The organism is Micromonospora sp. URMC 107, from assembly GCF_051386315.1.
Classification (GTDB): Bacteria; Actinomycetota; Actinomycetes; order Mycobacteriales; family Micromonosporaceae; genus Micromonospora.
Window position 1 is genome coordinate 52,882 of sequence record NZ_JBPQTK010000015.1, and the last position, 19,286, is coordinate 72,167.

General features: G+C 73.5%; 15 protein-coding genes and 1 pseudogene. 4 read left to right on the forward strand and 12 right to left on the reverse strand.

Annotation, left to right across the window (positions count from 1 at the left end; all coding sequences use genetic code 11):
• Positions 1-7 precede the first annotated feature (7 nt).
• The 8 genes from ACSNN9_RS05830 to rapZ all read right to left on the reverse strand — a co-directional run bounded on the left by ACSNN9_RS05830 (position 8) and on the right by rapZ (position 7,168).
• Positions 8-358 (reverse strand): RNA polymerase-binding protein RbpA, encoded by a 351-nt coding sequence (locus tag ACSNN9_RS05830; RefSeq protein WP_436671590.1) that lies wholly within the window; start codon positions 356-358, stop codon positions 8-10.
• A 128-nt stretch (positions 359-486) separates the two neighbouring features.
• Positions 487-750 (reverse strand): preprotein translocase subunit SecG, encoded by a 264-nt coding sequence (secG, locus tag ACSNN9_RS05835; protein ID WP_121400676.1) that lies wholly within the window; start codon positions 748-750, stop codon positions 487-489.
• A 95-nt stretch (positions 751-845) separates the two neighbouring features.
• Positions 846-1,637: a triose-phosphate isomerase gene (tpiA, locus tag ACSNN9_RS05840; RefSeq protein WP_436671593.1), complete on the reverse strand. Its 792-nt coding sequence runs from the start codon at positions 1,635-1,637 to the stop codon at positions 846-848.
• Positions 1,637-2,836: a phosphoglycerate kinase gene (locus ACSNN9_RS05845; RefSeq protein ID WP_436671595.1), complete on the reverse strand. Its 1,200-nt coding sequence runs from the start codon at positions 2,834-2,836 to the stop codon at positions 1,637-1,639. Before ACSNN9_RS05845 ends, tpiA begins: the two co-directional genes overlap by 1 nt.
• A complete protein-coding gene (gap, locus tag ACSNN9_RS05850) occupies positions 2,833-3,837 on the reverse strand; it encodes a type I glyceraldehyde-3-phosphate dehydrogenase (RefSeq protein ID WP_393103754.1) in 1,005 nt (334 codons plus the stop codon). Before gap ends, ACSNN9_RS05845 begins: the two co-directional genes overlap by 4 nt.
• 263 nt (positions 3,838-4,100) lie before the next feature.
• Positions 4,101-5,081: a DNA-binding protein WhiA gene (whiA, locus tag ACSNN9_RS05855; RefSeq protein ID WP_076467662.1), complete on the reverse strand. Its 981-nt coding sequence runs from the start codon at positions 5,079-5,081 to the stop codon at positions 4,101-4,103.
• 54 nt (positions 5,082-5,135) lie between these two features.
• The gene (locus tag ACSNN9_RS05860) at positions 5,136-6,254 is read right to left on the reverse strand and encodes a gluconeogenesis factor YvcK family protein (RefSeq protein ID WP_436671598.1); all 1,119 of its coding nucleotides are present in this window, start codon (positions 6,252-6,254) and stop codon (positions 5,136-5,138) included.
• Positions 6,251-7,168 (reverse strand): RNase adapter RapZ, encoded by a 918-nt coding sequence (gene rapZ, locus ACSNN9_RS05865; protein ID WP_436671599.1) that lies wholly within the window; start codon positions 7,166-7,168, stop codon positions 6,251-6,253. Before rapZ ends, ACSNN9_RS05860 begins: the two co-directional genes overlap by 4 nt.
• 316 nt (positions 7,169-7,484) lie before the next feature.
• Between rapZ and recQ the strand changes: the two genes are divergently transcribed.
• The gene (gene recQ, locus ACSNN9_RS05870) at positions 7,485-9,323 is read left to right on the forward strand and encodes a DNA helicase RecQ (RefSeq protein WP_436671600.1); all 1,839 of its coding nucleotides are present in this window, start codon (positions 7,485-7,487) and stop codon (positions 9,321-9,323) included.
• Between the two features lie 98 nt (positions 9,324-9,421).
• Here recQ and uvrC read toward each other — a convergent pair whose 3' ends face one another.
• Positions 9,422-11,401 (reverse strand): excinuclease ABC subunit UvrC, encoded by a 1,980-nt coding sequence (gene uvrC / locus ACSNN9_RS05875; RefSeq protein WP_436671602.1) that lies wholly within the window; start codon positions 11,399-11,401, stop codon positions 9,422-9,424.
• 162 nt (positions 11,402-11,563) lie between these two features.
• Between uvrC and ACSNN9_RS05880 the strand changes: the two genes are divergently transcribed.
• Entirely contained in the window at positions 11,564-12,841 is a 1,278-nt protein-coding gene (locus ACSNN9_RS05880) for an MFS transporter (RefSeq protein ID WP_436671604.1), read from the forward strand.
• 26 nt (positions 12,842-12,867) lie between these two features.
• Here ACSNN9_RS05880 and ACSNN9_RS05885 read toward each other — a convergent pair.
• From ACSNN9_RS05885 to rsgA, 3 genes and pseudogenes are all read right to left on the reverse strand, one after another.
• Positions 12,868-13,347: pseudogene (locus tag ACSNN9_RS05885) on the reverse strand (Rieske (2Fe-2S) protein); the annotation flags it as partial.
• 131 nt (positions 13,348-13,478) lie between these two features.
• Positions 13,479-16,418 carry an excinuclease ABC subunit UvrA gene (uvrA, locus tag ACSNN9_RS05890; protein ID WP_436671606.1) on the reverse strand — a complete coding sequence of 980 codons (2,940 nt, stop codon included), beginning with the start codon at positions 16,416-16,418 and terminating at the stop codon, positions 13,479-13,481.
• 229 nt (positions 16,419-16,647) lie between these two features.
• Entirely contained in the window at positions 16,648-17,700 is a 1,053-nt protein-coding gene (gene rsgA / locus ACSNN9_RS05895) for a ribosome small subunit-dependent GTPase A (protein WP_436671608.1), read from the reverse strand.
• A gap of 173 nt (positions 17,701-17,873) precedes the next feature.
• Here rsgA and ACSNN9_RS05900 point away from each other — a divergent pair, with 173 nt between their 5' ends.
• Complete coding sequence (locus ACSNN9_RS05900; protein ID WP_436671610.1) at positions 17,874-18,590, forward strand: maleylpyruvate isomerase family mycothiol-dependent enzyme; 717 nt, start codon at positions 17,874-17,876, stop codon at positions 18,588-18,590.
• An 8-nt stretch (positions 18,591-18,598) separates the two neighbouring features.
• Positions 18,599-19,252: an MBL fold metallo-hydrolase gene (locus ACSNN9_RS05905; protein WP_436671611.1), complete on the forward strand. Its 654-nt coding sequence runs from the start codon at positions 18,599-18,601 to the stop codon at positions 19,250-19,252.
• The last annotated feature ends 34 nt before the right edge of the window (positions 19,253-19,286 follow it).

The following is a 19,286-nucleotide window of genomic DNA, read 5'->3' on the forward strand; positions in this document are numbered from 1 at the left end:
ACGCCGCCTAGCTGACCGGACGGCCACGCCGGCGGCGCAGGTCGGCGAGGGCCTCGGCCAGGATGGCCGCCCCCTCCTCCGCGGTGCGCCGCTCCTTCACGTACGCCAGGTGGGTCTTGTAGGGCTCGGGCCGGGCGCGGCCCGGCGGGTTCTGCGCATCCTGGCCGGCGGGGAGGCCGCACCGCGGGCAGTCCCACACCTCCGACGCCTCGACCTCGGCGGCGAGCCGGATCTGGGTGTGGTGGTCGTTGCGGCACCAGTAGGCCACCGTCCGGCACGGGGCCGGTTGGTGGCGCGCGGCGCGGTGGTCGGGCGCGGATCCGACCCGGGTGCCCCGGATGACGTTGCCAATGGGCACGGCTGCTCGCTCCTGTCGTCGGAGGGGAACCGCCGCGGAGAGGGCGGCGGGCGACGCGGTGCAGCGGATGAAACGAACTGCGCGCGGCCCGTCGGTGACGGGCCGCGCGCAGATTGTACTCGGCGGGCTCAGACGGTGCCGCTGGCCATCTGGAGGCGGAGCCAGAGCCCCAGCCCGACGATGCAGGCGAACCAGACGATGCCCACCAGGACGGTGTAGCGGTCCAGGTTCTTCTCCGCCACGGAAGAACCGGCGAGGCTGGAGCTGACGCCACCGCCGAACATGCTCGACAACCCGCCGCCCTTACCGCGGTGCAGCAGGATCAGCATCGTCAGCAGGATGCTCGTGATGACCAGCAACACGATCAACGTGTATGCGAACCAGATCGGCATGGCTGGGGTCAGTCCTCTCGTTACGATCCTCGCCCGGGCAGATCGGGCACGGCGGCACCGACCGACGGACGGGCGGAGTCAAGGATAGCGAGCGATCAGCGGGAGATGTGCTCCGGGAACCGGCAGATCTTCGCGAACTCCTCGGCGTCCAGGCTCGCGCCGCCCACGAGCGCCCCGTCGACGTCCGGCTGGGCCATGATCGCCGCGACGTTCGAGGACTTGACCGAGCCGCCGTAGAGGACCCGGACCTTGTCGGCGGTGTCCTGGCCGAAGGACTCGGCCAGGCGCTGACGGACCGCGCCGCAGACCTCCTGGGCGTCCTCCGGGGTGGCCGTCTTGCCCGTGCCGATCGCCCAGACCGGCTCGTACGCCACCACGACCTTCTCCACCTGCTCGGCGGTGAGCCCCTTCAGGGCGCCGTCGAGCTGGTCGCTGCAGTGCGCCACGTGGGTGCCCTTGTCCCGGACGTCGAGCCCCTCCCCCACGCAGAGGATCGGGGTGAGCCCGTGGGTCAGCGCGGCCTGCACCTTGGCGTTGACGATCGCGTCGTCCTCGTGGTGGTAGGCGCGCCGCTCCGAGTGCCCGATCACCACGTAGGTGCAGCCCAGCTTCGCCAGCATCGGGCCGGAGATGTCCCCGGTGTAGGCCCCCGACGCGTGCGGCGAGAGGTCCTGTGCGCCGTAGCCGATGAGCAGCTTGTCGCCGTCGACGGCCGTCTGCACCGTACGCAGGTCGGTGAACGGCGGCAGGACCACCGTCTCGACGTCGGTGAGCTGCTTCTCGGTGAGGCTGGCCGCCAGCTTCTGCACCAGCAGGTTGGCCTCGAGGTGGTTGCAGTTCATCTTCCAGTTGCCGGCCATCAGGGGCCGGCGGGTGACGCTCGCCATCAGTTCTCCAGGGCCGCGATGCCGGGGAGGGTCTTGCCCTCCAGGTATTCCAGGGAGGCGCCACCGCCGGTGGAGATGTGCCCGAAGGACGACTCGTCCAGCCCGAGCGCCCGCACCGCGGCGGCGGAGTCACCGCCACCGACGACGGTGAACGCGTCGGTCTTCGCGATCGTCTCGGCGATCCCGCGGGTGCCGTGGGCGAACGCCGGCATCTCGAACACGCCCATCGGGCCGTTCCAGAAGATCGTCCGTGCGCCCTTGAGGGCGGCGGCGAACCCGGCGACCGTCTCCGGCCCGATGTCGAGCCCGACCCGCTTGCTGGGGATGCCGTCGGCCGGCACGGTGTCGTGCGCGGCGTCCGGGGCGAACGCGTCCGCGGCCACCACGTCGACCGGGAGCATGATCTTGCCCTCGGAGCGCTCCAGCAGGTTGCGGCAGGTCTCGACCATCTCCTCCTCCAGCAGCGAGGAGCCCACCTCGTGGCCCTGCGCCTTGAGGAAGGTGAAGCACATGCCGCCGCCGATGAGCAGCCGGTCGACCGTCGGCAGCAGCGCCTCGATCACCGCCAGCTTGTCGGAGACCTTCGAGCCGCCGAGCACCACGACGTACGGGCGCTCCGGCTCACCGGTCAGCCGGGACAGGACCTCCACCTCGCGCAGCACCAGCCGGCCGGCGACGTGCGGCAGCCGGGCCGGCACGTCGTGGACGCTCGCGTGCTTGCGGTGCACCGCGCCGAACGCGTCGTCGACGTAGGCGTCGCCGAACGCGGCGAGCTGGTCGGCGAAGGCGCTCCGCTCGGCCTCGTCCTTGCTGGTCTCGCCGGAGTTGAAGCGCAGGTTCTCCAGCAGCGCGACCTCGCCGTCGGCGAGCGCGTCCACCGTGGATCGGGCCGACTCGCCGACGGTGTCGGTGGCGAAGCGCACGGGCGCGCCGAGCAGCTCGCCGAGGCGCCCGGCGACCGGGCGCAGGCTGAACTGCGGGTCCGGGGCGCCCTTCGGGCGACCCAGGTGCGAGCAGACGACCACCTTGGCGCCGGCTCCGGTGAGGGCGCTCAGGGTGGGCAGCACGGCGCGGATCCGGCCGTCGTCCGTGATGTCACCGGACTGCTTGTCGAGCGGGACGTTCAGGTCGGCGCGCACCAGCACGCGCCGACCCGACACCCCCTCGGCGAGCAGGTCGTCGAGGGTACGGATGCTCACAGCGACTGACCGACCAGCTTGACCAGGTCGACCAGGCGGTTCGAGTAGCCCCACTCGTTGTCGTACCAGCCGACGACCTTGACCTGGTTGCCGACGACCTTGGTCAGCGGCGCGTCGAAGATGCACGACGCCGGGTCGGTGACGATGTCCGACGAGACGATCGGGTCCTCGTTGTAGACCAGGATGCCCTTGAGCGGGCCCTCGGCGGCGGCCTTCAGCGCGGCGTTGACCTCGTCCACCGTGGTCTCACGGTTGACGTTGACGGTGAGGTCGGTGGTCGAGCCGGTCGGGATCGGCACCCGCAGGGCGTAGCCGTCCAGCTTGCCCTTCAGCTCCGGCAGCACCAGGCCGATCGCCTTCGCCGCGCCGGTCGAGGTCGGCACGATGTTCAGCGCGGCGGCGCGGGCCCGACGCAGGTCCTTGTGCGGCGCGTCCTGCAGGTTCTGGTCCTGCGTGTACGCGTGGATCGTCGTCATCAGGCCGTGCTGGATGCCGAACGTGTCGTGCAGGACCTTCGCCATCGGCGCGAGGCAGTTGGTGGTGCAGGAGGCGTTCGAGATGATGGTGTGCTTGGCCGGGTCGTACTGGTCGTGGTTCACGCCCATGACGACCGTGACGTCCTCGTTCTTCGCCGGAGCGGAGATGATGACCTTCTTGGCCCCGCCGTCGACGTGCGCCTTCGCCTTGGTGGCGTCGGTGAAGAAGCCGGTGGACTCGATGACCACGTCCGCGCCGACCTCGCCCCACGGCAGCTTCGCCGGGTCCTTCTCGGCGTACGCCTTGATGGTCTTGCCGCCCACGGTGATCTCGTCGGCGGTGGCCTTCACCTCGTGCGGGAGGCGACCCAGGATGCTGTCGTACTTGAGCAGGTGGGCGAGCGTCGCGTTGTCGGTCAGGTCGTTGACCGCCACGACCTCGATGTCAGCGCCGGACGCCAGCACTGCCCGGAAGAAGTTGCGGCCGATCCGGCCGAAGCCGTTGATGCCAACCCGGATGGTCACAGGTCCCATCTCCTTGCGTTCTGGTCCGCCGGCGTAAGACCCGGGCCGGCGGAGGTGTGTGCGCCGACCGTTGGAGCCGGCCGTTGACGGTTCATCTCGGCCACCCCGCCGCGGTCTCGAAGGACCTGACCGCCCGAGGCGGTGTGCACGGCGAGGAGTGCCTGTGCCGGCCCCCTTGCCGTACGCAGCGACCTTATCCGAGCGTGCGGCGCAGTGCAGCGCCGGGTGGTGATCCCACCGGCACCGCCGACCGCACCGTCCTATCAGACCACGAGCATGTCGGGCGTGACGGCCGCTTCCGTATCCGGGATGCCCAGGTCCCGGGCCCGCTTGTCGGCCAGCGCCAGCAACCGGCGGATCCGGCCGGCGATCGCGTCCTTGGTCAACGGCGGATCCGCCAGCGCGCCCAGCTCCTCCAGCGAGGCCTGCCGGTGCTCCAGGCGCAGCCGACCGGCCGAGGTGAGGTGGTTGGGCGCGTCGTCGGCGAGGATCTCCAGCGCCCGGGTCACCCGGGCCGCCGCGGCGACCGCGGCCCGCGCCGAGCGGCGCAGGTTGGCGTCGTCGAAGTTCGCCAGCCGGTTCGCCGTGGCCCGCACCTCGCGGCGCACCCGGCGCTCCTCCCAGGCCAGCACGCTGGAGTGGGCGCCGATGCGGGTGAGCAGCGCCGCGATCGCGTCGCCGTCCTTGACCACCACCCGGTCCACGCCGCGCACCTCGCGGTTCTTCGCGGTGATGCCGATGCGACGGGCCGCACCCACCAGGGCCAGCGCGGACTCCGGGCCGGGACAGGTGATCTCCAGCGCGCTGGAGCGGCCCGGCTCGGTCAGCGAGCCGTGCGCCATGAACGCGCCCCGCCAGGCCGACACCGCGCAGCAGACGTTCGCGGCGACGACGTGCGGCGGCAGGCCCCGCACCGGGCGTCCCCGGACGTCGAGCAGCCCGGTCTGCCGCGCCAGCGCCTCGCCGTCCTTGACCACCCGCACGATGAAGTGGCTGCCCTTGCGCAGGCCACCGGAGGCGAGCACGTGGATCTCGCTCGGATAGCCGTAGACCTCGGCGATCTCCCGCCGCAGCCGTCGGGCCACCGCCCCGGTGTCGAGTTCGGCCTCCACCACGACCCGACCGGAGACGATGTGCAGCCCGCCGGCGAAGCGCAGCAGCGCCGCCATCTCCGCCCGCCGGCAGCAGGGCTTGGGCACGTCGACCCGACTCAGCTCGTCCTTGACCGCAGCCGTCATCGCCATTGTGCGTCCCCTCACGGACCTGTTCCGGCGTGTCGCCGGAGATTACGTACGTGTCTAACGATCGGCGCCCAGGACAGGCACCAGTGCGGCGCCCAGGGCGGCCGGATCATGACGGGGAGTGCCGTCGGTGACCGCGACGGGAGCGAGGACCAGGCGGGCACCCAGCGATTCTGCCGCACGTTCGACCGGTTCGGGGTCACCCGCCGCCTTGGAATCGGCGACCACACGGTCGATCCTCAGCTCCGGCAGGTACCAGCGCAGCGCGGCCAGGTGGTCGGCCTGGGAGAGCCCGGAGGTCTCCTTCTCGGCGGCGAGGTTCAGCGTGACGAGCCGCCGCGCCGGGCTGGCGACGATCGCGGCGGCGAGCTGGGGCACCAGCAGGTGCGGCAGCACGCTCGTGTACCAACTGCCCGGCCCGAAGATCAACCAGTCGGCCGCGCCGATCGCGGCGACCGCCTGCGGACATGCCTCCGGCGCGGCCGGGGTGAGCCGCAACGACTCCACCCGGCCGGTGGTCACCGCGACCTGGTGCTGGCCCGTGATCGTGCGCACCTCGTCCGGCCGGCGCGGGTCGGCGCCGCGCACCCGCGCCTCGATCCCCACCGGCTCGCACGACATCGGCAGCACCCGGCCCACCGCGCCGAGCATCGCGCCGGCGTGCTCCAGCGCGGCCACCGGGTCGCCCAGCAGCTCCATCAGCCCGCAGAGCACCAGGTTGCCCACCGCGTGCCCGGCCAGCCCGTCGACGCGCCCGGCCGCGCCGGCACCCGCCCGCCCGCCGGCCGCCACTGCGGCGGCCCCGGCCGGCTCCGGGCCGGAGACGGCCCCGTCGCCGCCGGAGACGGCAGAGCGGTGCTTCGCCGATCCGCCGGCGGCGGGGCGCGTCCCGCCGGCGTACGACGGCGGCACCTCGGCGAAGCGGTGCTGGAAGAGCCCGGCACTGCGCCGGGTGGCGGGGTGGTCGCCCGCCAGCGCGACCAGCGCCTGCCGCAGGTCGCCCGGGGGCAGGCCGCCCCGCTCGGCGCGCAGCCGGCCGCTGGAGCCGCCGTCGTCGCCGACGGTGACCACCGCCGTGATGTCGAGGTCCAGCTCGGGGGCGCAACGGCGCAGGGCGCGCAGCGAGGCGGACAGGCCGTGCCCGCCGCCGAAGGCGACCACCCGCGTCGCCGTCACTCGCGCCCCAGGTCGCGGTGCTGGGCGTTGGCGGCCAGGCCGGAGTGGCGCAGCCGGGCCGCCAACTCCTCGGCGATGGCCACGCTGCGGTGCTTGCCGCCGGTGCAGCCGACCGCCACCGTCAGGTAGCGCTTGCCCTCCCGCTCGAAGCCGGCGGTGGTGGCGTTCACCAGGTCGGCGTACGACCCGACGAAGGCGTCCGCGCCCTCCTGCCCCAGCACGTACGAGCTGACCGCCTCGTCGCGGCCGGTGTGCTCGCGCAGCTCCGGCACCCAGTACGGATTCGGCAGGAACCGGGCGTCGAGCACGAAGTCGGCGTCCGGCGGCAGGCCGTACTTGAAGCCGAAGGAGAGCACGGTGACGCGCAGCCGGCGGGCGTCCTCGCCGCCGAAGAGCTCCTCGACGCGGCGACGCAGCTGGTTGACGTTCAGGTGGCTGGTGTCGATGATCACGTCGGCCTGGTCGCGGGCCTCCTCCAGCAGGCCGCGCTCGACCGCGATGCCGTCGGCGAGCCGCCCGTCGCCCTGCAACGGGTGCGAGCGCCGGACGCTCTCGAACCGCCGGATCAGCACCTCGTCGTCGGCGTCGACGAAGACCACCCGGGGCGAGAAGCCACGTTCCTTCAGCTCCCGGATCGCCCCCGCCAGGTCCGTGGAGAAGGCGCGCGAGCGCACGTCCAGCACCATCGCCGTGCGTCGGGCCGCCCCGCCCGCCTTGAACGCCAGCTCGGCCATGTCGAGCATGAGCGCCTGGGGCAGGTTGTCCACCACGTAGAAACCGACGTTCTCCAGCGCCCGGGCCACCGTGCTGCGGCCACCGCCGGAGAGGCCGGTGACCACCACCAGGGTGGTGTCCGACTCCGTCGGTGTCGGGTCCTGGCCGACCCGCGCCTCGGGCGTCCGCGCCTCGTTCACTGCCTGCTCCCCACGGGTGGCGCGGTCGGGTGACCGCGACTGGTCGATCTGCGACTCTATCCCTCCTGACGCGGATCGACCGCCAGGGCCACGGTCCGTCGGCGGAGCGTGGCCCGGCGTACCGGTCGGGTGCCCGGGCGGCGCGGGGGTGGAGGATCGGCGACGCGTAGGCACACGGGGCGGCGCCGCGTCCGGGGAGCGCGGGGCCAGGCGTCGGCGGGCCCCGCTGGCGGCCGGGGACGGCCCCGCCCGCGGGCGACGCCACCGGGTTGGGCGCGTCCCGCCCGCTGTCGGGGAGGGTTCGTAGAATTCCCGGATGGCTTCCCCCACCGACCTGCGCTCCTCCGACGCCCTGGAGGTGCTGCGCCGGGTGTTCGGCTACGACACCTTCCGCGGCTTCCAGCAGGAGGTGATCGACCACGTGGTGGCCGGCGGCGACGCGCTGGTCCTGATGCCCACCGGCGGCGGCAAGTCGCTGTGCTACCAGATCCCGGCCCTGGTCCGCGACGGCGTGGCGGTGGTGGTCTCCCCGCTGATCGCGCTGATGCAGGACCAGGTCGACGCGCTGACGGCGGTCGGCGTCCGGGCGGGCTTCCTCAACTCGACCCAGGATCTCGACGCCCGTCGCGTGGTGGAGCGGGCGTTCGTCGGCGGCGAGCTGGACCTGCTCTACCTCGCCCCGGAGGCGCTGGGCACCCGCGGCGTGCAGCAGCTGCTCGACCGGGGCCGGATCGCCCTGTTCGCCATCGACGAGGCGCACTGCGTGTCGCAGTGGGGCCACGACTTCCGCCCCGACTACCTCGCCCTGTCGATGCTGCACGAGCGCTGGCCCGACGTGCCCCGCATCGCGCTCACCGCCACCGCGACCAGCGCGACCCGCGACGAGATCGCCACCCGGCTCAAGCTCACCGACGCCCGGCACTTCGTGGCCAGCTTCGACCGGCCCAACATCCAGTACCGGATCGTGCCCAAGCGCGAGCCACGCAGGCAGCTGCTGAGCCTGCTGCGCGACGAGCATCCCGGCGACGCCGGCATCGTCTACTGCCTGTCGCGTGCCTCGGTGGAGAAGACGGCCGAGTTCCTCACCGCCAACGGCGTCGCCGCGCTGCCCTACCACGCCGGCCTCGACGCGGCGACCCGCGCCCGCAACCAGCAGCGCTTCCTGCGCGAGGACGGCCTGGTGATGGTGGCGACCATCGCCTTCGGCATGGGCATCGACAAGCCGGACGTCCGCTTCGTCGCCCACCTCGACCTGCCCAAGTCGGTCGAGGGCTACTACCAGGAGACCGGCCGCGCCGGGCGCGACGGGCTGCCGTCGACCGCCTGGCTGGCGTACGGGCTCCAGGACGTGGTCCAGCAGCGCAAGATGATCGAGACCTCCGACGGCGACCTCGCCCACCGGCGCAACCTCGCCGCCCACCTCGACGCGATGCTCGCCCTCTGCGAGACGGTCCGCTGCCGGCGCGGCCAGTTGCTCGACTACTTCGGCGAGAAGGCCACCGCCGCGTGCGGCAACTGCGACACCTGCCTCAGCCCGCCGGAGTCCTGGGACGGCACCGTCGCGGCGCAGAAGCTGCTCTCCACGGTCTTCCGGCTCGACCGGGAACGCAACCAGCGCTTCGGCGCGGGGCACTGCGTCGACATCCTGCTCGGCCGCGCGACCGACAAGGTCACCCAGTACGGCCACGACTCGCTGACCGTCTTCGGCATCGGCAGCGAGCTGCGCGAGGCCGAGTGGCGCGGCGTGGTGCGGCAACTGCTCGCCGAGGGGCTGCTGGCCGTCGAGGGCGACTACGGCACGCTGGCCCTCACCGAGGCCAGCGCGGAGGTGCTGGGCCGCCGCCGCACGGTGATGATGCGCCGCGAGCCGGAGAAGGTGGCCTCGACCCGGTCGGCCAAGCCGCGCGGGGCGGCCACCGTCGTCGCCGAGCTGTCCCCGACCGCCGCCGGGGTCTTCGAGCGGCTGCGCGCCTGGCGGGGGGCCACCGCCAAGGAGCAGGGCGTCCCGGCCTACGTGATCTTCCACGACGCCACGCTGCGGCAGATCGCCACCGACGCGCCCACGTCGCTGGCCGAGCTGTCGGCGGTCAGCGGCGTCGGCGAGAACAAGCTCGCGAAGTACGGCGAGCAGATCCTGGCCGTCCTGGCCGAGTGAACCGGTGGTCGGCTGAGCCGCCCGGCCGGCGTCGGGGGTGGACGGCCGGCCGGCCGCGCCACCCGGCCACGCGTCGGCGCGCCGCCGAGACGGCGCGGTCAGTCCGCCGCCGGGGCCTTCGCCTCGCCGCCCAGCGCGGCGAGGATCGCCTCGGCGGTGCGTCGGCCCACGCCGGGCACCTCGGTGATCTCCTCCACCGTGGCCGCGGAGAGCCGCTTGAGCGAGCCGAAGTGCCGCAGCAGCGCCTTGCGCCGCACCTCCCCCAGGCCGGGCACCCTGTCCAGCGCCGACTCGGTCATCCGCTTGGAGCGCCGCTGCCGGTGGAAGGTGATGGCGAAGCGGTGCGCCTCGTCGCGTACCCGTTGCAGCAGGTAGAGCCCCTCCGAGGTGCGCGGCAGGATGACCGGGAACTCGTCGTCGGGCAGCCAGACCTCCTCCAGCCGCTTGGCCAGGCCGCACAGCGCCACGTCGTCGACGCCCAGCTCCGCCAGGGCCTGGGCCGCCGCCGCGACCTGGGGCGCACCGCCGTCGACCACCACCAGCTGCGGCGGGTACGCGAACTTGCGCGGGCGCCCGGTGGTCGGGTCGATCAGGGCGCCGACCCGCGGCTCGTCGGGCTCGGCCTGCCCGCCCGGGGCGGCGGGGTCGTCGGCCGGCTCGACGCCCGCCTCGCCGGTCTCGGCGCGGGCGTCGAGGTAGCGGGCGAAGCGGCGACGCAGCACCTCGGACATCGCGGAGAGGTCGTCGGTGGCGCCACGGATGATGAAGCGCCGGTATTCGCTCTTGCGGGGCAGCCCGTCCTCGAAGACGACCATGCTCGCCACCACGTCGGTGCCCTGCATCTGGGAGATGTCGAAACACTCGATGCGCAGCGGCGAGGTGCGCATGTCGAGCGCCTCGCTGATCTCGTCGAGCGCCTTGCTCCGGGTGGTCAGGTCGCCGGCCCGGCGCAGCCGGTGCCGGGCGAGGGCGTCCTTGGCGTTGCGCTCGACCGTCTCCAGCAGGGAGCGCTTGTCGCCGCGCTGCGGCACCCGCAGGCTCACCCGGCTGCCCCGGTGACCGGAGAGCCAGTCGGCCAGCGCGTCGGCGTCGGCGGGCAGCGCCGGCACGAGCAGCTCGCGGGGCACGTCGGCCTCGCCCTGCTCGCCGCCGTAGACCTGGGTGCAGAAGTGGTGCACCAGGTCGCCCGTGCTCAACTCCTCGGTCTTCTCCACCACCCAGCCGCGCTGGCCACGGACCCGGCCGTCGCGGACGTGGAAGACCTGGACGGCCGCTTCGAGGGGGTCGTCGGCGAACGCGACCACGTCGGCGTCGGTGCCGTCGCCGAGCACGACGGTCTGCTTCTCCATTGCCCGACGCAGCGCGGCCACGTCGTCGCGCAGCCGCGCCGCCCGCTCGAACTCCAGCTGCTCGCTGGCCTCGGTCATCTCCCGTTCCAGCCGGCGCACCATCGTGTCGGTGCGGCCGCCCATGAAGTCGACGAAACCGTCGACGATCTCCCGGTGCCGCTCGGGGGTGACGCTGCCGACGCAGGGGGCCGAACACTTGCCGATGTAGCCCAGCAGGCAGGGGCGGCCGACCTGGCCGGCCCGCTTGAAGACCCCGGCCGAGCAGGTGCGCGCCGGGAAGACCCGCAGCAGCAGGTCGAGCGTCTCGCGGATCGCCCAGGCGTGCGAGTAGGGCCCGAAGTAGCGCACCCCCTTGCGCTTGGCGCCCCGCATCACCTGCAACCGGGGGAACTCCTCGTCGAGGGTGACGGCGAGGTAGGGGTAGGACTTGTCGTCGCGGTAGCGGACGTTGAAGCGCGGGTCGTACTGCTTGATCCAGGTGTATTCGAGCTGGAGCGCCTCGACCTCGGTGCCGACGGTGACCCAGTCGACCGACTCGGCGGTGGTGACCATCTGCTGGGTGCGCTGGTGCAGGCCCCACAGGTCGGCGAAGTAGGAGTTGAGCCGGCTGCGCAGGTTCTTCGCCTTGCCGACGTAGATCACCCGGCCGGTGCCGTCGCGGAACCGGTAGACCCCCGGTGACTCCGGGATGGTGCCGGGGGCGGGACGGTAGGTCGAGGGGTCAGCCACGGCAGCAAGCCTAGTCCGCGCCCCCGACAGCCCCCGGAACGCCGCGTCCCCGCCTGGCCGCACGCGCCGCCGGCGGGCCGGGTCGATGCGGTGCCGCCGGAAGCGCTCCCGGCTAGCATCCGCGCCTGGCGGACCGGGGCGACGCGAGGGGAGCACGGGGACATGGGCGCACACCCCGAGGGACGCAGCCGAGGGGGCGCCGTCCTCGTGGCGGCGCTGACCGTCGACTCCGTCGGCAACGGGCTGTTCCTGCCCCTGTCGCTGGTGTACTTCCTGCGGCTGACCGACGTGCCCCTGGCGCTGCTCGGGGTGCTGCTCAGCGCGGCGACGGTGCTCACCCTGCCGGTGCCGCTGTGGGCGGGGGCGCTGGCGGACCGGCTGGGGGCGCTGCCGGTGGTCGTCGCCTCTCAACTGCTGCAGGCGGCCGGCTACCTGGCGTACGCCTGGGTGCGGGGGCCGGTCGGCGTCTTCGTGGCGGCGGCGCTGGTCGCCGTCGGCGTGCGGTTCTTCTGGTCCACCGTCTTCACGGCGGTCGCCGACTACGCCGACGGCAGCCCGGGCGGCTGGACCCGGGACACCTGGTACGCGATCAGCAACGGCGCCCGCACCGCCGGGCTGGCGGTGGGGGGCCTGACCACCGGGGTGGTGGTGGCCGACGGGCGGGCGGGCACCTACCGCGCGGTGGCGTACGCGGCGGCGGCCTGCTTCGCCCTCGCTGCGGTGCTCACCGCCGCGTGCGTGCGGATCCCGCCGCCCGCCGTCCGCCCGGCGGGTTCCGGCCGGGGCGGGTACGCGACGCTGCTCCGGGACCGCCCGTTCCTCGCCCTCATCGGCCTCAACACCGTCTTCGCGCTGAGCAGCATGATGCTCGGCCTGGCCCTGCCCACGGTGATGCTCACGGACCTGCGCGGCCCCGCCTGGCTGACCTCGGGCGTCCTGGCCGGCAACGCGTTCCTCGTCGCCCTGCTCTCCGCGCCCGTCGGCGCCCGCCTGCCGCACCACCGCCGCACCCGCGTGATCGCGCTGGCGGCGGCCCTCTGGACGGCCTGGGGCCTCGCCATGGCCACCCTCGGCCCGGGGCGTCTCGGCGTGGTGGCCGCGCTGCTGATCGCGACGACGCTGCTGTTCACCGTCGCGGAACTGGTGCACGCGCCGGCCTCCGCCGCCCTGGCCGCGGCCGCCGCACCGGTCGCCGCCCGGGGCCGCTACCTGGCGGCCTTCCAGTACTCCTTCGCCATCGCCTCGATGCTCGCGCCGGCCTTCTTCGGCACCCTGTACGAGGTCGGCACCGCCGCGCCCTGGCTGGCGCTGGCGCTGCTCAACGCCCTCGGCGTCGCCGGCGTCCTGCTGCTGGAACGGGGCCTGCCGCCGGCCGCCCTGCGGAAGCCGCCGGCGGCGGACCGGCGGCCGGGGAGCGGCGCGGCCGCCACGGCGCGGTGAGTGCGGCCGGCACCACGGCGCGGTCGGGCCAGCGAGATCTGGTCGCCGGTGACCTTCACGTTCTTCGGCGGGAGCGGCTTGGTGGCCGGCCCGCCCTTCACCGAGCCGTCCTCGATCGAGAACTTGCTGAAGTGGCAGGTGCAGTTGATGGTGCCGCCGTCGACGTTCGTCACCGGGCAGCCCTGGTGGGTGCAGATGGAGTCGAACCCCTTGAACTCGCCCTCGCGGGGCTGGGTGATCACCACGCCCTGGGCGGGATAGACGGCGCCGCCGCCGACCGGGATGTCCGCCGTGCGGGCCAGCGACTGCGCGCCCTCGCGGTCGCCGCCGCCGGCGTCACCGGTGCTGGGCACCGCCGGTCCGCCGCTGGTCGGGGCTGTCCCGTCGCCGGAGTCGTCGCTGCCGCACGCGGCCAGGACCACCGCCGCGCCGACGGCGCCCGCGCCCGTGAGGAGGGCGCGTCGCGTCCGCGTCGCCGGCCCGGTCAGCCCCTGATCGTCACTCATGCCTCGCCCTTCTCTCGGCTGCCGCCGCCTGGTCATGATCCGCGGCCACACTCGGTTACACGGATCACTCTGCCCGACGGTTCACCCGATCGGCGGTTCGCCCCCCGTGCCGGCGGTCGGGAGGCACGCGGTCAGCGCGCCCCGGCCGGCACCTTCCGGGCGCGGGACTTCGTGCCGTTGGCCTTGGCCGCCCGGGAGGTGGCCGCCGCCGCGCCCTTCGCCTCGCCGTCGAGCTTGAGCACCTGCCGCAGGAACTGGCCGGTGTGACTGTCGGGCACCTCGGCGACCTCCTCGGGGGTGCCGGTGGCGAGCACCGTGCCGCCCCGGTGACCGCCCTCGGGGCCCATGTCGATCAGCCAGTCGGCCGTCTTGATCACATCGAGGTTGTGCTCGATGGTGATGACCGTGTTGCCCTTGTCGACCAGCCCTTCGAGCACCATCAGCAGCTTGCGGATGTCCTCGAAGTGCAGGCCGGTGGTCGGCTCGTCGAGGACGTAGACCGTCCGCCCGGTCGAGCGCTTCTGCAACTCGGAGGCGAGCTTGACCCGCTGCGCCTCGCCGCCGGAGAGCGTGGGCGCGGGCTGGCCGAGCCGGACGTAGCCGAGGCCGACGTCGACCAGCGTCTTGAGGTGCCGGTGGATGGCCGGGATGGCGGAGAAGAACTCGGCCGCCTCCTCGATCGGCATCTCCAGCACGTCGGAGACGGTCTTGCCCTTGTAGTGCACCTCCAGGGTCTCCCGGTTGTAGCGGGCGCCCTTGCAGACCTCGCACGGGACGTACACGTCGGGCAGGAAGTTCATCTCGATCTTGATGGTGCCGTCGCCGGAGCACGCCTCGCAGCGGCCGCCCTTGACGTTGAACGAGAACCGGCCGGGGCCGTACCCCCGGACCTTGGCCTCGGTGGTCTCGGCGAAGAGCTTGCGGACGTGGTCCCAGACCCCGGTGTAGGTGGCCGGGTTGGACCGCGGCGTGCGGCCGATCGGCGACTGGTCGACGCCGACCACCTTGTCGACGTGCTCCAGCCCGGAGACCCGGGTGTGCCGGCCGGGGACCAGCCGGGCCCCGTTGATCTGGTTGGCCAGCACCGCGTAGAGGATGTCGTTGACCAGCGTCGACTTGCCGGAGCCGCTGACCCCGGTGACGGCGATGAGCTGGCCGAGCGGGAACGAGACGGTCAGGTTGCGCAGGTTGTGCTCGCGCGCGCCGTGCACCACCAGCTCCCGCTCCGGGGTCTGCGGACGGCGCCCCTGCGGCGTCGGGATCGACCGGCGGCCCGACAGGTAGGCACCGGTCACCGACTCCGGGTTCTCCAGCAGCGCCGGCACGGACCCGCTGTGCACGATCTTGCCGCCGTGCTCGCCCGCGCCCGGGCCGATGTCGACGATCCAGTCCGCGGTGCGGATGGTGTCCTCGTCGTGCTCGACGACGATCAGCGTGTTGCCCAGGCCGCGCAGCCGGACCAGGGTCTCGATCAGCCGGTGGTTGTCCCGCTGGTGCAGCCCGATCGACGGCTCGTCGAGGACGTAGAGCACGCCGACCAGGCCGGAGCCGATCTGGGTGGCCAGCCGGATGCGCTGGGCCTCGCCGCCGGAGAGGGTGCCGGCCGGGCGGTCCAGGGAGAGGTAGTCGAGACCGACGTCGAGCAGGAACTTCAGCCGGGCGTTGATCTCCTTCAGCACCCGCTCGGCGATCATCTTCTGCCGGTCGGTCAGCTCGATGCCGGCGAGCAGGTCGGCGGCCTCGCCGACGGAGAGGTTGCAGACCTCGGCGATGCTCCTGCCGGCCAGGGTGACCGCGAGCACCTCCGGCTTGAGCCGGGCGCCCCCGCAGGCCGCGCAGGGCACGTCGCGCATGTAGCCCTCGTACTTCTCCCGCGACCACTCCGACTCGGTGTCGGTGTGCCGGCGCTCGATCCACTGCACCACGCCCTCGAAGCCGGTGTAGTAGGAGCGCTCGCGGCCGAACTTGTTGCGGTAGCGCACGTGCACCTGGTCGTCGGAGCCGTGCAGGATCGTCTTCTGCGCCCGCGACGGCAGGGCCCGCCAGGGCGTGTCGACGTCGAAGTGCTCGGCCGCGCCGAGGGCCTCCAGCAGGCGCAGGAAGTATTCCAGGTTGTGCCCGGTCGACCAGGGCTGGATCGCGCCCTCGCGCAGGGTGCGCTCCGGGTCGGGGACGACCAGCTCGGGGTCGACCTCCTTCTTGGTGCCGAGGCCGGTGCACTCGGGGCACGCGCCGTACGGCGCGTTGAAGGAGAAGACCCGGGGCTCCAGGTCCTCGATCGCGAGCGGGTGGTCGTTGGGGCAGGCCAGGTGCTCGGAGTAGCGCCGCTCGCGTTCCGGATCGTCCTCGGGCAGGTCGACGAAGTCGAGCAGGACCAGGCCGTTGGACAGGCCCAGGGCGGCCTCGACCGAGTCGGTCAGCCGCTGCTTGGCGCTCGGCTTGACCGTGAGGCGGTCGATCACCACCTCGATGGTGTGCTTCTCCTGCTTCTTCAGCTTCGGCGGCTCGGTCAGCGGGTGCACCACGCCGTCGACCCGGGCCCGGGCGTAGCCCTTGGCCTGGAGCTCGGCGAAGAGGTCCACGTACTCGCCCTTGCGGCCGCGCACCACGGGCGAGAGCACCATGAACTTGGTGCCCTCGGCCATCGCGAGGACCCGGTCGACGATCTGCTGCGGGGTCTGCCGGGAGATCCGCTCGCCGCAGACCGGGCAGTGCGGCTCGCCGATGCGGGCGAAGAGCAGCCGGAGGTAGTCGTAGACCTCGGTGATGGTGCCCACCGTCGAGCGCGGGTTGCGCGAGGTGGACTTCTGGTCGATGGAGACCGCCGGGCTCAGGCCCTCGATGAAGTCGACGTCCGGCTTGTCCATCTGGCCGAGGAACTGCCGCGCGTACGACGACAGCGACTCGACGTAGCGGCGCTGCCCCTCGGCGAAGATCGTGTCGAAGGCCAGGCTCGACTTGCCCGACCCGGAGAGCCCCGTGAACACGATCAGGGCGTCCCGGGGCAGGTCGAGACTGACGTCACGCAGGTTGTGCTCGCGCGCGCCACGGATGATCAGTCGGTCGGCCACTGTCCGTGTACTCCCGGGTGAAGAAGATGAGGAGGAATTGTCCGCTCCGAGGCTGGTCTGAGCGGTTGTCTGAGTGATGATGGGCGCGCAGAAAGGCGCCTCGGCAACTCTAGCCCCGAGGTACGACAACTTCCCTCGCCGGCACGTTCCCCCAGCTCAGCCCGGTCCGCCGCGCCCAGAAGGAGACGGGCGGGGCCGGTCGTCTCCCGGCCCCGCCCGCGTACGCCGGTCAGGGGCGGGCGGCCCGCCGCCGCCCGGCGCGCCAGCCGCCGCGCCGCTCCGCGGCCAGCCGCGTCTCCCGCCGCCGGCTCTCGTACGCCACCTCCCGCTGCAACCGGCGCCAGCTCTCCCAGCGCCGCGTCGGCAGCTCGCCGCTCTCCAACGCCTCGCGCACCGCGCAGGCGGGCTCCCCGTCGTGCCCGCAGTCGGCGTACCGGCAGCCCGTGGCCAGCTCGGCGATGTCGGCGAACGCCCGGTCCAGCCCGGCCGAGCCGTCCAGCAGGCCGACCGCCCGTACCCCCGGGGTGTCCAGCACGGCGCCACCGCCGGGCACCGGGAGCAGCGCCCGCCAGGTGGTGGTGTGCCGGCCCTTGCCGTCGACGCGCCGGATCGCCTGGGTGGGCATCAGCGCCGCCCCGGCCAGCGCGTTGACCAGGCTCGACTTGCCGGCGCCGGACGGGCCGAGCAGGCCGAGCGTGCGCCCGGGCGCCACCTCGGCGCGCAGCGGTTCGAGCCCGGTGCCGTGCTCGGCGCTGACGGCCAGCACCGGCACCCCCGGGGCGACCCCGGCGAGCTGGCGCGCGACGGCCTGCGGGTCGGCCGCGAGGTCGGCCTTGGTGAGCACGACCAGCGGCCGGGCGCCGGACTCGTGCGCCAGGGAGAGCAGCCGTTCGATCCGGCCGACGTCCGGCTCGGGGTGCACCGGCTCCACCACGGCGGCGGCGTCGAGGTTGGCGGCCAGCACCTGGCCGCTGGCGTCCTTGCCGGCGGTCCGCCGGACGAGGGCGGTGCGCCTGGGCAGCACCGCCTCCACGGTGACGTTGCGGTCGGGCCAGGTGCCCAGCAGCACCCAGTCCCCCGCGCAGGGCAGGTGGGTCAGGTCGCGGGCGGCGGCGGCCAGGACCGCCCCGCCCAGGGTGGCGCGGACCGGGCCGTCCGCGCAGAGCACGGTGCAGACGCCGCGGTCCACCCGGGCCACCCGGCCCGGTCGGTGGCCGCCGCGTCGAGGTACGTGTGCCGCCCGTTCGGCGTCCCAGCCGAGGGCGGTCAGGTCGATGGTCATGGCATCCTCATCGGTGTCGGAGCGGGTTGACGCACGCGTGCTGCTACCGGCATGGTCACCACCTCCCCCCGCCGTTCCGGTGCCGCGTTCGACGCCGACGGTAGGTCGCGCCGCGACGCGCCGAAAGCGATTTCCCCGGCGACGGGGGGCCCACCGGCGGATAGGGTCGGTGGGTGACCATGGATCCGCTTCTGCTGACGGGCGAGGTGGACGCGGCCACGGACCGTCTGCTGCGGACCGCGGCCACCTTCGACGACACGGACCTCGCCGGCGCGTCGCTGCTGCCGGGCTGGAGCCGGGGGCACGTCCTGGCTCATCTGGCCCGCAACGCCGACGGCTTCGTCAACCTGCTCACCGCGGCCCGCACCGGCGAGCCGATCCCGATGTACGCCTCCGCGGCGGCCCGGGACGCCGACATCGAGGCCGGCGCGCCCCGCCCGCCCGCCGCCCACCTGGACGACCTGCGCCGCACGGCCGACCGGTTCGCCGAGGCCGTCGCGGCGATGCCGGTCGAGGGGTGGGCGGCCACCGTCCAGACGCGGCGCGGCCCCTGGCCAGCGGCCATGCTGGTCTGGGGCCGGCTGCGCGAGGTCGAGGTGCACCACGTGGACCTCGACGCCGGCTACCGGCCGGCGGACTGGTCCGAGGCGTTCGGCCACCGACTGCTGCACGAGGTGGCCGCCGGCCTCGCCGACCACGCCGACGTGCCGCCGATGGTGCTGCGCTTCGACGGCAGCCGGCACGAACTCGTCGTCGGCGACCGGGCGGCCGCGCCCACGGTCACCGGCTCCGCCCCCGAACTCGCCGCCTGGCTGATCGGCCGCAGCCCGGGCACCGTGCTGACCGTCACCCCCGACGGCCCCCTGCCGCAACCACCGGAATGGATATAGACGACCTCATGACCTACAGCGGAGACGTCACGCCCGGCGGCGCGCCGGCCGTACGCGAGCTCGACCGGCTCACCATCACGAAGGTGTCGGTCGGCCCGATGGACAACAACGCCTACCTGCTGCGCTGCCGGGCCACCGGCGAGCAGGTGCTGATCGACGCCGCCAACGAGGCGCCCCGGCTGCTGGAGCTGGTGGGCGACGCGGGGCTGGCCACGGTGGTCACCACCCACCAGCACATGGACCACTGGGTGGCGCTGGAGGAGGTGGTCGCCAAGACGGGCGCCCGCCCGCTGGTGCACGCCGACGACGCGGCCGGGCTGCCGATCGAGGCCGGGACGCTCGCCGACGGCGACAGCGTGCCCGTGGGCGAGTGCGCGCTGGAGGTGATCCACGTCAAGGGCCACACCCCCGGCTCGATCGCGCTGCTCTACCACGACCCGGCGGGGTCGCCGCACCTGTTCACCGGCGACAGCCTGTTCCCCGGCGGTGTCGGCAACACCGACAAGGACCCGGAGCGGTTCTCCGCGCTCATCGACGACGTCGAGCACAAGCTCTTCGACCGGCTGCCCGACGAGACCTGGTTCTACCCGGGGCACGGCAAGGACAGCACGCTCGGCGCGGAACGTCCCGCGCTGCCCCAGTGGCGCGCCCGCGGCTGGTGAACCTCAGCGGGGCCGGGCGCGATCCGCGCCCGGC

Bases quoted from the DNA above. Each gene is read 5' to 3' on its own strand.
- secG (WP_121400676.1), bottom strand. From the start codon at position 750: ATGCCGATCTGGTTCGCATACACGTTGATCGTGTTGCTGGTCATCACG.
- tpiA (WP_436671593.1), bottom strand. From the start codon at position 1,637: ATGGCGAGCGTCACCCGCCGGCCCCTGATGGCCGGCAACTGGAAGATG.
- whiA (WP_076467662.1), bottom strand. From the start codon at position 5,081: ATGGCGATGACGGCTGCGGTCAAGGACGAGCTGAGTCGGGTCGACGTG.
- recQ (WP_436671600.1), top strand. From the start codon at position 7,485: ATGGCTTCCCCCACCGACCTGCGCTCCTCCGACGCCCTGGAGGTGCTG.
- ACSNN9_RS05880 (WP_436671604.1), top strand. From the start codon at position 11,564: ATGGGCGCACACCCCGAGGGACGCAGCCGAGGGGGCGCCGTCCTCGTG.
- rsgA (WP_436671608.1), bottom strand. From the start codon at position 17,700: ATGACCATCGACCTGACCGCCCTCGGCTGGGACGCCGAACGGGCGGCA.
- ACSNN9_RS05905 (WP_436671611.1), top strand. From the start codon at position 18,599: ATGACCTACAGCGGAGACGTCACGCCCGGCGGCGCGCCGGCCGTACGC.